Source organism: Anabaena sp. CCY 9402-a, assembly GCF_963920945.1.
Taxonomy (GTDB): Bacteria; Cyanobacteriota; Cyanobacteriia; order Cyanobacteriales; family Nostocaceae; genus Trichormus; species Trichormus minutissimus.
Genome location: NZ_CAWUDL010000039.1, coordinates 33,584 through 46,828, shown reverse-complemented (window position 1 = coordinate 46,828; position 13,245 = coordinate 33,584). Strand labels below are relative to the sequence as shown.

General features: G+C 42.4%; 8 protein-coding genes. All 8 read right to left on the bottom strand.

Annotated features, from left to right (window positions below):
• Nucleotides 1-109 precede the first annotated feature (109 nt).
• On the bottom strand, nt 110-2,215 hold the full coding sequence (locus ACM0OR_RS15725) for a DUF4157 domain-containing protein (RefSeq protein ID WP_414577266.1): 2,106 nt from the start codon (nt 2,213-2,215) through the stop codon (nt 110-112).
• A 95-nt stretch (nt 2,216-2,310) separates the two neighbouring features.
• Nucleotides 2,311-4,308 carry an ATP-binding protein gene (locus ACM0OR_RS15720; protein ID WP_414577265.1) on the bottom strand — a complete coding sequence of 666 codons (1,998 nt, stop codon included), beginning with the start codon at nt 4,306-4,308 and terminating at the stop codon, nt 2,311-2,313.
• 1 nt (nt 4,309) lies between these two features.
• Complete coding sequence (locus tag ACM0OR_RS15715; RefSeq protein WP_414577263.1) at nt 4,310-5,476, bottom strand: cysteine desulfurase family protein; 1,167 nt, start codon at nt 5,474-5,476, stop codon at nt 4,310-4,312.
• Nucleotides 5,477-5,608: 132 nt separating this feature from the next.
• Complete coding sequence (bcp, locus tag ACM0OR_RS15710; protein ID WP_414577261.1) at nt 5,609-6,088, bottom strand: thioredoxin-dependent thiol peroxidase; 480 nt, start codon at nt 6,086-6,088, stop codon at nt 5,609-5,611.
• Nucleotides 6,089-6,251: 163 nt separating this feature from the next.
• The gene (locus ACM0OR_RS15705) at nt 6,252-8,222 is read right to left on the bottom strand and encodes a right-handed parallel beta-helix repeat-containing protein (protein ID WP_414577260.1); all 1,971 of its coding nucleotides are present in this window, start codon (nt 8,220-8,222) and stop codon (nt 6,252-6,254) included.
• Nucleotides 8,223-8,401: 179 nt separating this feature from the next.
• Nucleotides 8,402-10,795, bottom strand: a complete 2,394-nt coding sequence (locus tag ACM0OR_RS15700) for a TIM-barrel domain-containing protein (protein ID WP_414577258.1) — start codon at nt 10,793-10,795, stop codon at nt 8,402-8,404.
• 47 nt (nt 10,796-10,842) lie between these two features.
• Nucleotides 10,843-11,676 carry a hypothetical protein gene (locus ACM0OR_RS15695; RefSeq protein WP_414577257.1) on the bottom strand — a complete coding sequence of 278 codons (834 nt, stop codon included), beginning with the start codon at nt 11,674-11,676 and terminating at the stop codon, nt 10,843-10,845.
• 257 nt (nt 11,677-11,933) lie between these two features.
• Nucleotides 11,934-13,220: a DUF389 domain-containing protein gene (locus ACM0OR_RS15690; RefSeq protein WP_414577255.1), complete on the bottom strand. Its 1,287-nt coding sequence runs from the start codon at nt 13,218-13,220 to the stop codon at nt 11,934-11,936.
• Nucleotides 13,221-13,245 lie beyond the last annotated feature (25 nt).

Below are 13,245 nucleotides of genomic sequence, written 5' to 3'. Positions count from 1 at the left end.
ACACCCGATAGGCTAGAAGTCTATCCCAAGAGGAAACTATAGTGAGGATGAACAGAGCTTAGGCAAAACCATTCAGGCATCACCTAATGTACAACAATACAATGGATGATTACACTTTGTCCCAAATATCGGGATTGTCTACATCCTCTGGAATATTTGGTTTCCCACCAGGTGCAAAGGATTCTCCTTGATTGGCTTCCTCAATTACTTTAAAGACTTCTTTGACTTTTTCAGTCCAATCAGTTAAATTAACATCTTGTTGAATGGCGAACATATCTTTCATACCACGCAACTCAAAAATCGGTGCTTCTTTAGGTGACTGAGAAATCGGTTTAGACACTTCCTCATCTTCGTTAACTTCTTTATCCAGATCCAACTTGTCCACTGCTTTAGAAACTGCTTTTTCTGTTACATCTTCGATTTCTTCTGGCATCACTTGGATATCTGTTGAATCTCCATATGATCCCATCCCTTCAAAACGTTTATCTGTTGCTTTACTAATTAAATCTCCCTTTAACATACCCTTGAGCCATTCGATTCGCTTGATTTTAAGCTTGTAAGATTGCTGATCGTCATCTGAGTCTTCTGGCAATAATTCCATGCCCATCAGCACTTGATTGATAATTGGTTCTTCTGCTAATTCTTCTGCGGTTTTATTCACATACACATCTTTTTTCAGTACCAGTTCTTTTATGACTTTCTTGGTAACTTTTTTCTTGCCAAATACTGAAGTCATCAATTCAAACATTCTGTCTTCTTCAACTTCAACATTTTCCTCTACGTTGACTGTAAACGTTTCTTGTTCTTTTTTCTTGCTAAAACCAAGGCTAGCGGCAATTTCTAAGATTAAACCCGCCCATTTATTGATGTTGCTCTCTTGACTAAAGAATGAATACTCTGGAACAAGACTAAACATTTTATCAAAAGAAGTTCTGGCCATAAGTTTGAACGCGGATTTTGGATAACTAAGCGTTCCTTTACTTGATCCTTGTTCGATATAGTCTAAGATTAGTGTTGCAAAACCAATTAATTCTGGGCTGGCATCTTGACCATCCAAGTATTTATCTTTTAAATCCTTATTTTGTAGCTTGGTTGTCACTGTTGCTCCTAGACCTTTCCCACCACCACCTTTGGCAGACTGAATTGAATACAAGTTTGCCAACTTATCAAGGGCAATAGCAGCCGAGGCTTGGATTTTACCAGATGTACCATGCGGCTCAACAAAAACATCTGCCTTGCCACCATATTTGTTTGCTAAATGGCCTGCTTTCTCTCCGTCTTTAAACATTGACTGCATTTTGCCTTGAGCTTCGGTGACGGATTCTAAGGCTTCTTGTTGTGTTGTATATGGCTTTGTGACTACTTCAACGGCAGATACTTGAGCATCGTATGTATCTTCTCCTTCAATTTTGTATCCGTTTCCCGAAATGATTTCCTCACCTTTGTTTAAGCGACTTTTTTTGTCATCGTTTTTATAGGATTTCCATTCTCCAAATTCAAATTCAAATCCAACAGCCCGTTGAATTAACTGCCGATTCACAGTGTGATGATTCTGCTGCACCACATGAGTTAATTCATGAGCAATCAACTCTTGTCCTCCTTGAGTGCTTGGCTGATATGCTCCTTGCCGAAAAAAGATATCCTGCCCAGTTGTAAATGCTTTTGCCTGAAGGGACTGGTTTAATTGATCAGATTGTGAATCTGTGTGAACTTTCACCAAACTAAAATCTGTGCCAAATGCCTGTTCCATTGGCTGTTGGATGTGTTCTGCTAGTGGTTGTCCAGTACCGCGTGACTTTTGAATTGCAGATTCAAGTTTTGGACTGGCGGTCATACCTCCTTGGCTTAAATGCAACTGAAGCGTGGGTTGCATTTGCAGTCTTGGTTTTTTTTGGAGTTCTTTTTCTTCTTCTGGCATCTCTTGTGGTTGAAGTGCAAGAGACTGGGGAGCATTCATCTGTTGCACTACTTGTTTGGCCATGCGATCAGCTTCCTGCTCATACTTATCTCCCGGTGAGCCGATCGCTAATTTTGGTTGCACAGGTGCTTGATCGCCTGCTGGATTAAAAATAGCGAACTCTGGAATCTGGCTGGCGTATCCCTGCATTCCTGGCAACTCCGTACTTTCCTCTGGTTTTGCCTGCACAGCAAAGGGGCGAGATACCAAGGAATTAGAAGCCAAAGATTGCTTTTGTGATGCTTTATGAGTTCGCATAGCCACACTCCAAATCGCAGCCAAATAATACTCTATCTTCTCACTTTTCTCAGTAACATCAATTAGACTTTTAGATAATTGTTATTTAGCAAAAATCATGATATCCACCCCTTGACTTCTACATCAGTCAGGGGTCGTTCCATCTTGATATACTCACTTTTCGCCGCTTGGAGGATATGCTTCATCCTCACAGGTTCATCGGCATCGGCTGCCACAAATGCGGCATTGAGGGCAATATTACGAATATTACCACCAGCGACACTTAGCTTGGCTAATTTCTCAAAATCTAAATCTGCGGTTGGGGTTTGGCTGGGAAATACCCGCCGCCAAATCTCGGCTCGCTGTTTGGCATCGGGAAAGGGAAACTGCACAATAAAGCGAATGCGGCGGAGAAATGCTTGATCTAAGGAGGCTTTTAAATTGGTGGTGAGAATTGCTAAACCTCGGTAGGATTCCATGCGTTGCAGGAGATAGCTTACTTCAATATTGGCATGGCGATCGTGGGAATCTTTCACCTCTGTGCGTTTGCCAAATAGGGCATCGGCTTCATCAAATAGTAAAATTACCCCTCCCCCTTCGGCAGCATCGAATACCCGCCGCAAATTCTTTTCTGTCTCGCCAATATACTTACTCACCACCGCACTCAAATCAATCCGGTAGACATCCAGATGTAGGGTATTGGCTAACACCTCCGCCGCCAGGGTTTTACCTGTACCACTCGCACCCGCAAACATGGCACTGATTCCCAAACCCCGCCCTCCCTTAGCAGCAAACCCCCACTGTTCATACACTTTAGAACGCTGGCGCAGATGGGCGGCAATATCTTTTAACACTCCCAACTCATTGGGCGGTAATACCAAATCCTCCCACTGGGCTGTTGCTTCTATGCGTTGTGACAATTCATCTAAGCGGGGACGGGCTTGGCTACGACAGGCATCCCAGAGGGAACGAAAGGCTTGGGCGGTGTCGTCAGCAGGGTTGTGTTGAGATTTAAATTGCCAACTAGTGGCTGTAATTGTCGCTGTACTGAGGTTGAAGTGGGAAACGAGACGATCAATCTGTCCATTCCAATCGGGGGATATTTCACTTAGGGTCTTTTGCCAGACTTGACGCTGTTCGGCTGGGCTGGGTTGATGCACATCCAAGGTGAGCAAAGGACGCTGGATGGCACGACGACGTTCTAGACTGGAAATGATTAAGGGGGCATCTAGGGTGTCGAGTAGCTGAATTATGTTATTTTCTCTTTCCCCTTCAGAAGATTCTAGGCGATCGCCATCCAGTACCATCACTCGCCGATACAGTCGCCATTCCCTCTCCCACAAACACTGGACAAGATGTAGTTGCTGATTTTCACGGGGCAAGTTCTGGGCAGTTACAGCATACCCTGTTAATCCTAAAATCTGACAGGTATTAGCTGCGATCGCTTTTTTGCTGGTTGCATCTGTGCCACATAGTTGCAATATCGGTAACACTCGCTGTTCTTGAGAAGCTTGCACCCAAGAGTTTGCCATCTGTTCTGCCAAGGCTGTATGGGATGGGACTAAGTTTTCCATCTGTAATGGGGATGCTCCCAATTGCGCCAATCGCTCATCCAAGGGGCGCAATCCTGCCAAGTAATGGGTAATCTGCTCGTCTAATCGTAAAGGCGAAATAGTCAAGGCTGGGGCTGATCCCATTTCAATTAATCGCCAGCGTCGCAAAGGTGCATCCTGGGTAAGTGCGCCCCAATAGGGGGAGGATGTGATGGATAAAGCCAAACTCAATGTGGGATACTCCCACTGTGGCTGTCCCTGGGCTTTGGCACATAGTCTACCCCAGTTGCGGTCAAATTCCATCCCCGCACACAACATCACAATCTGCCGCTCAAGTGGGGAGAGGTTAAAGATTTGACACAGTTGTTCTAAGGCGGGAGGTGCTTGAGCAAAGGCAGGCTCTTTTTCTATATCTACGAATATGCCAGTCTTCCAGTCCTCATTTCCCTGTTCCTGCTGTTCAATTAGCCGCTCTAAAACTTGACGGGTTTGGGCAATTACTCCCATCAAGTAACGGTGATTTGCGGGATACCAATCATCTGCAACAGGTTTGGACGGCATTTTATACTAGAGTTCTTTGCTTACGTAAACTTTCAATGGTAGCGATCGCGTGCTTCGCTACTATATCAATTTCTGCTGGCGTGTTGAACCTGCCTATCCCAAAGCGGATGGAAGCATAAGCTAATTGTTCGGTGTGTCCCAAAGCGGTGAGAACATGGGAAGGTGTAGTTTTCGTCGATGAACAAGCTGAACCAGAGGATACGGCCATGACTGGCTGTAACCCTAGGGAAAGTGCTGCACCATCGACTCCCTCAACGCTAATATTTAAGTTTCCTGGTAATCGCTGGGTGGGATGTCCGTTCAGATGAATCCCTTCTAACTGTGAAAGCTGATTCCACAAGCTTTGTCTTAACTGTGTGAGGCGTTGACTTTCTGTCTCTTGTTCGGCTAAGGCTATTTCTACAGCTTTGCCAAAACCGACAATTTGCGGTGTGTATAAAGTCCCAGAACGCATTCCTCGTTCATGTCCTCCCCCGTGCTGTTGGGGTGCGAGTTGGACTCTGGGGTTACGTCGGCGAACATATAATGCACCGATACCCTTTGGCCCGTAGACTTTATGGGCTGTCAGAGACATCAAATCTATGTGCAATCCATGCACATCTAAGGGAATTTTACCAATAGCTTGGGCTGCATCTGTATGGAAAATAATCTGGCGTTCATGACACATTTCCCCAATTTTAGCTAATGGTTGCAACACACCAATTTCGTTATTAGCCGCCATCACCGATACTAAAATTGTCTCAGGACGCAACGCTTTTTCTAAGTCAGCTAAATCAATTAATCCATTGGCTTGCACTGGTAGGATAGTAATATCAAAACCAAGGGTTTTTAAATATTCACAAGGGTCAAGGACTGCGTTATGTTCAGTTGCCAAAGTAATAATATGCTGACCTTTTTGAAAATAAGCTTCTGCTACACCTTTAATGGCTAAATTATTTGCTTCCGTTGCACCGCTAGTAAACACAATTTCTTCTGGTGTAGCGTTAATTGCTGCGGCTAATATTTCCCGCGCTTGTTTGACAGCCGCTTCTGTTTCCCAGCCATAAATATGATTAATACTAGCTGGATTGCCAAATTTTTCTGTAAAGTAGGGTAGCATTGCTACTAACACCCGTTCGTCTACAGGTGTGGTAGCCTGACAATCGAGATATATAGGACGATTAGACATAGTTAGCTTAATATTTGACTTATTTTTTTAAATATAACTAGAACTTTCTACAATTCATCTTACTGAGTGCTGAATGCTGAGTAATCTTCATTTTACTCAGCAATTTTTATTTCTTACTTTTAATTACTACATTCAATTAGCCGCTAATTCTTGCAACTTATTTAACACTGCTTGGGCGTGACCTTTGGCTTTAACATTTGGCCAAGTATAGGCAATTATGTGATCAGGTGAAATTAGGAAAGTGGAACGTGCTACACCCATATATTCTTTGCCCATAAACTTCTTTAAACGCCAACCACCATAAGCTTCTATTAATTGATGTTCTGGATCACTTAATAGGGTAATAGACAAGTTATGTTTATCAATAAATTTGCAATGAGCTTTACCTGAATCTGGGCTTACTCCTAAAACTTTTGCTCCAAGTTTGCTAAATTCCTGATGCAATGCTGTGAAATCGGTGGCTTCTGTAGTGCATCCAGGAGTATCATCTTTGGGGTAGAAATAAATCACAATCCACTGACTATTTAAATCATTAAGACTGACAAGATTGCCATTGTGGTCTGGGCTAGAAAAATCAGGTGCTGGTTGTCCAATTTGAGGAATGTCGCTCACAAAAATACTACTGTAATACGGCAATAGTAATTATAACTAAGAATTACTATTGCCTGCGGTATAGCTGCACTTAGAGCGTAGCGGGGGGGAGCATCGTTACGTAAAGCCTGCGGCATAGCTACGCTTAGAGCGGAGCGGGACGTTAGTCCATTACGAATTAATATTATTCCTGATTACCACTGCGTTGTGCTTGAGAAGTTTCATCAATTTCAAATGTCCCTCGCACATTACCTGTTAAATCAGAGTTTTCAACTGTACCTACACCTTGATTATGGATATATATAGCATATTCTTGATTCCGATTAATTTTGCAATCTCTAATTACAATATTGCTACCATTTCTAATTTCTACACCAGATAAAGTATTGTTGAATATATTACATTCTTTAATTGTTCCTCGACCCTGATTATCTACTAAGACACCGCCACCTTTACCATCCCGAATTTCACATTTTTCGACAGAAGGATTGCCATTTTTACGAATTTCTATACCTGCACCTAGTGTAGTGCTAAAAATTTCGCAATTGCTGATATTTCCTCGACCATCTTTATCGATGAGAATACCACCATCGCGGATTCTGCAACGCTGAACTGTAGGATTTCCACCTTCTTGGATAGTGACACCTGATAAAGTAGAATTAAAAATATAACAATCTTCTATTGTTCCTTGACCGCTATCATAAACAAACACACCACTAGCTTTACTGTCATGAATTTCACAGTTACGAATAATAGGGTTAGCAGTGGAATTATGAATGGCTACACAAGCCAAAGAATCAGAACTAATATTGCAATTTTCTAAAACTAGTTCTCCTTGAGGAATATCCACAGCGTAGAATTTTTTGTTATTCTTACCAGCCGTACAGCGCAGCGTCAAACCACTAACCTTAGCATGGTCAGATTTCATGATAATGCAATCTGCATTTTGACTTTCAATCACAATATCTGCGGTAGTCCCATCACCAATAATTTCTAGTGGTTTGTTAATCACCAAACCTTCTAAATATAATCCTGGTTGTACAATAATACGCGTGTTTGGTTGAGCATTTTCAATGGCTTCAGCAATAGTTTTATAGTCACTGCCTGCTAACTTAGAAACAGTAATAGTTGATTTATTTTTAGGAAATACTGTATATAAAAGTGCTGAACCTACTAATCCAATTCCACCAAAGCCAAACACCTTTACTAAACGCCGCCTAGGGATTTTTGGGGGTTCAAAAATCACAGGTGGGTGTAAAGATTTTTCAATTTCTGCCAACTTTTGCAAAATTAGCTGAGTATTTTGAGGGCGTTGATTGGGTAACCGCGCCATCATTTGGTCTAGTAAATCTGCAAACTGCGGCAAGATAGTTGTATGCTCACGCCAGCGTAATTCATCGCTGTAACCGTCATAAATTAGTGAGTCAGTTGGTTCTTTTCCAGTTAGCAAATAAACAAAAGTCCGACCTAAAGCGAAAAAATCCGACTGCTGCACAGCCTGACCATTAATTTGCTCTGATGGGGTGTAACCTGCGGAAACTACGCCTGTAACTTGTCCGATAGATTGCTTGGCGATGTAGGTTTGGGTAATTGACCTAGCTGTACCAAAGTCAATTAATGCTAGACGACCATCAGCCCGTAGCATAATGTTAGATGGTTTAATATCCCGGTGAAATAAACCCTGTTGATGAACTTGCTGAAGAATTGTGACTGCTTCTTTGAGCCATTGGAGGGCTAATTTCTGGTCAACGGGTCGATATTCTCTTTGGGTTAAGTACGCGCCTAAATCTAATCCTTCGATTTTCTCCATTACTAGGCAGTGTAATGGCTCTTGGCTATTCCTAGAAAAATAGATAAAGTAACCATTCGCCTCGACTTTAGGAATACCAGGATGATTGAGGTGAGTTAAAACCTGTGCTTCCCTTTGAAATAGCTCGATCGCTTTCGGGTGATTATTGGTTAAAATCTTGAGGACTTTATTTGTTTGAGTGCGTGCGTCATAGACTGCAAAAGTTTTACCAAAGCCACCCCAGCCTAGAACACTAACTACTCGATAATATCCTTCTAGGAGCAATTCTGAACCACAAGCTTGACAAAATAGGATATTGTCAGGATTTTGTGGATTGGTGCATCGGGGGTTTATGCAGAGGCTCATGGCTTCGGCAGGTAACGTTTTTATCTGATTAGTTTAGCTTTTATGACGTACTTCACAGATAAAGTTTGTATTAAAAGTCAAAAGTTACATTTTTATAGGAAGCCGATTTTATTTTTGTTGGCGTAGTCTGCGCTTGCGCTTAAAAATCTCAGTATGTGTAGGGTGGTGATGCCAAGTGATTAATCCTCTGCAAGAAGTTGGTAGCTAATTTGATGAAATTGTTCAAGTTCCAAGTGATTGTTTTGACAAGGAACTTCTTGAGTATCTACCCAAACTTTCTGCACGTTTAAACCGTGAAAGTAGAGTTGAACTTTTTGATCAGGGAAAGGGTAATTTCCTTGTTTTCGCCAGGTAAGTTGTAAACTATTATCGTGCCGTTGCAGATAAAATTCATCTAATCGCCAAGCACCATAGCCATCACCAGCGTCACTATATACTCTACCCCCACCAACTCCAGTTACAGGCGGATAAATATGCAGGACGAGTTGTTGATTTTCTGTCATTGGTAACACACTACCCGCCTTGATAAATACAGGGATTTGTTCTATGGGTGCGGCAATGTCAATTTGATTTCCCCCTGCTAATAAGGCATTATCCCAAAAATGATACCAATGTCCTTGAGGTAAAATGATTGAGCGTGAAGTTGCACCTTCCTCGACAATGGGAGCAACTAACAGCGCATCACCCAAGTAAAAAGCATCTTCCACATCCCAAAGTTGGGGGTTATTGCTGTCAGCCCAAAATAAGGGACGCACCAGGGGATGACCAGTTTGGTTTGTTTCCCAAGTCAAGGTATAAAGATAGGGTATGAGGCGATCGCGCAACCATAAAAATTCTCTGGCTATACTCAGCGTTGGTTCGCCAAAACTCCAAGGTGTACGAGGTTTGACGTTGTTGGCACTATGGGTGCGAAAAAATGGTAAAAAACATGACATCTGAAACCAACGCAAGTATAGTTCTGCACTAGGATCGCCCTTAAACCCTCCTATATCAGCACCACTGTAAGGAATACCTGATAGTCCTAAATTTAAAACTGTGGTAATGGTTACACGTAATCCTGACCAACTCGTTTCTATATCTCCTGTCCAAGTCCAGGCGTAACGTTGTAGACCTGCCCAACCTGCACGGGAGACAATGAAAGGACGATGTTCTGGTTTGTACTCTTTTAAAGCCTCATAGGCAGCCTCAGCTTGCAGCAACCCATAGACGTTATGCGCCTCCAAATGATTGCCGCCTCTGCCTTCGAGAAAATGCCGGGTAGAATGTGGCGGTAAGGAAGGGTCTCCCCAGAGGACAAATATCCCCGGTTCATTCATGTCATGCCAAAAACCAGTAAAGCCTAAATCGAGGAGATATTCATACTGACGACTCCACCAGTGACGCGCTTGGGGGTTGGTAAAATCGGGAAAAGCACACAATCCAGGCCAGACAGGGGCAATGATTAGTTTACCATTGGTTGATTTACAAAATACTTCTTGCGATCGCCCTTCTTCAAATAATTCACTTCTGCGGTCAGCTTTCACGCCGGGATTAACGATCGCAATTAAATGCACTCCCCGCTCTACCAATTCTTGGTTAAAATCAGTTAACTTGGGAAAGCGATCAGGATCAATGGTAAAGGCGCGAAATCCTTCTTGGCAGTCAATATCTAAATGAATAGCACTAAGGGGTAAATTATGTGTCTTGAATCCCTCCGCAACTTCTCGGACTGCTTGTTCTGTTTCGTAACCCCAGCGTGATTGATGATAGCCCAATACCCAACGGGGTGGTAAAGCCGGACGACCAGTTAATTGTGTGTAGCGATCTAATAGTTGCGCAGGTGAACCGATACTAAAGTAATACCGCAATGCTCCCCCTTCAAAGTCGGCGGCGGCGAAACCGTTGAAGCTAAATGTCGCTTTATAACTATTTTCGTAGAAAATCAAGTAACTACCAGACTCATGTAAACCCATGTAGAGGGGAATGCACAGATATAAGGGGTCTGTGCCTATTCCATATTTACCCCCAGCATCATAGTTCCACATCAGGTAGCTTTGGGGTGTACGCAGGTTGAGGGGTGCAGCGCGTTCACCTAGTCCATAGATGCGCTCTTCTGGACGGAGTTTGGCTTGATGTAACCAACCAGCAGTTTTAAGTTGGGGAGGTAGTTCTTCGCGGATGATTTCGCTTTGGTGATTTTGCCAGGTAAGGCTACCATCGATGTTAACAATGACTCGTAATGCTGGACTAGTTATAATCCAGCGATCGCGCATTGACTGAAATTCTACCTTGATTTCCGGCCAATCTTGACCAGCCATAGCATAAGGAATTGGTTCTACTCCAGGTTGCCAATTCACACGCACAAAGTCAGCAGCCAAAAAGCAGATTTCTAGTTCTACCTTTTCAAAATAAAATTTTGCCCCTCCCGGTATAGTTTCAGCCTTAAAGATATTACCAATTTCTGCAAACACCTGTTGGGAAAGGAGAAACCGCCTCTCTAATAAGTCCCGTTTCATGGGATAGAATAGCGACCCCAAAAAGCGGCGCAGTTTAATCGGGCGGAAGTTCAGTAAAAGTTTTTTCCAGAATTCCATATCTTTCTTGCCACCTGTCACCCGTGTTTCTTGAAAGATTTTTACCTTTATTGTGGAATCGCGGAGGGATAAACTTCCGTCGCCACTAATACAGGTTTGTTACGGTACTCGGCTTCTAGCTGTTTGCGTAAATCCAAGTCCCAAGTGAGGTTATATTCCCTCTCTAATTCAGCAACGATAAAGGGACGTAGCACACCTGTGACAGCTACCTTTTCACCTTCATTAACCGTTGGTGTTGGCTTTGCGTTTAATACCAACAAATCTTGGCTACCTAACAACTTATCTTCATCTAAGGTAAATGAAGTTTGATTTCTGATATTTTCCACTTCCCCTGTTACTGCTATTTCTTTGCCATAGTACGGAGTGGGGTTAGTAGTTATATCACCTGGTTGGGGTGCTAGTGCTAAGGATTGGGCAATAATTACAGGTCGATTTTCGTAATCTCCATACAAATCTGACTGTAAGTCTAATTTGTAATCGCGATTAATATCTGACAGAGCAAATCGGCGAACTTGTCCCGTGAATTGAATTGGGATATTCTGCACTTCTGGCAGATTAAAAGCTTCACCTGTGGCATTAACAACTAGAATAGTTTGACTGCCAAATAATTCGTGATCTGTAACTGTAAAGCTTGTGGGACTAATTAATCTAAGCGGTTGACTTCTAATAGTCACAGTTTGACCAATTAGTTGGTCAGTTCTCTCTTTGACTTCCTCACTCACAACATTTCCTAGTGGAATGGGAGCGGTTACTTGTGGTGTTTCATAGGTGCAAGCAGAAAGTAATACAGCCATAATTGTTGAAGCGATCGCCATGCGCCTTTGGTGTTTCTGTTGAGTAATTTGACCATAGTATCTAGTGTTATTTATCTCAAAATTCACTATGAATTGTCTCCTAACTTATTTGAACAATGCAGAAAAAATTAATTAAAAATAAAAAATAATGCAATATTATTGAGTATTTTAATAAAAAAACACTTATTTTTTCTTCTACCTTTTGATAAATTAATTTGGTCTAGTCGTGTATATATTTATAGGTAAACTAAATATATACAGAGATAGATATCAGTTCTAAATCCTCATCTAGAGAAGCGTAGACCCATTTTGTATCAGAATGGAATAATAGCTACAAAAAGTAATTACGAATTACTTTCTGGTTGTTCTAGAACAATCACATCTACTAGAGGCGTGAAGTTAAAGTCTTCCTGAAGTAGTCTTTTTTGAATAGCTTGGGTAAGACGAGAACGAATAGCCGCAGCAGGTTCTGTAACTCCTTGTCTACGTTGCACATAAACAACGCAAAGTAATGTATCTTGACCTTTGATATTAGGGCGAGTGAAGCGAACATTAGATTCAACTAATTGAGCTACATTTATCTGCTTGACTACTTCTTGCAGTTCAGAATTAGCTCTTTGAGCAATAGTAGAGCGTTGCAAACTGGGAGAATTAATAAACTGTACACTCAAAAGAACACAAAGTGCAATAATAGTGACTATTAAACCACTACGAAATATATTTTTGTTGCCACGTTGGTAGCGGCTTCCTTGAGTAGATAAACCAAACATTCTAAATAACAAAGAAGCTGATAAATTAATGCCACATAGTTGCAGAAATAACAAAAACATGGAATCAGTCACCATGTCCCAGCGACCAATCGCACTAGCCATACCCACAATTCCTGTTGGTGGGGCGAGGGAAGCAGCAACTAACATACCTGTTGCAGCTCCTGATACCAAGCTATTTTGCTCAGACTGTACCAAGTTCAACGCTCCGGCTGCACCAGCTGCTAGTGGTAGAAATACAGCCACGGCTGAAATTTGACTACGTTCAATCATCAGACTAGTCGCAATTTCCTGTTGCAGAATCAGGCTGAGTAACCAAGTAGTCAAAATGGTGACAGCTAAAGCTGAAAAATAACGCACAAGACTACGCCAGAGTAATTGCCAATCACCTCGTGCGGTAGCAATAGCTGTATTCATGGCGGGGCCTGCAAACGGAGCAATCAGCATGGCTGCTACCAGCAAGAACACTGTATTGGTATACAAGCCAATCCAAACTACTATCCCGGCTACTACTGCATAACCGAGAAAACCTTGCCAAGAGCCAACACTTTGTAAACCGGCTAGAAAAACTTCTATGGAGCTGCGTGCTTCTACATCTTTGACTTGTTGGGGTGCTTCTGATGCAGGTGGACGCAGAGGCATCACTCCAGAGGGAAGGAGCGTAATATGTACTTTAGGGAGGTCTTGCAACTTAGCAAACAGCTCATCTACTCGGCGATTGGAAACATGAACCATCACCACATCAATGGGTTCTTCACTGTTATTGCCTGCAAATTGTGCGAGGTTCTGTCCCTCCAGAGATTGAGCAATGTCCAGAACATCACCACCAAATCCCCGTGGCACTTGGATAATTAGTTGTCGCATATATCCTCCTGTACCTAACGCTCTC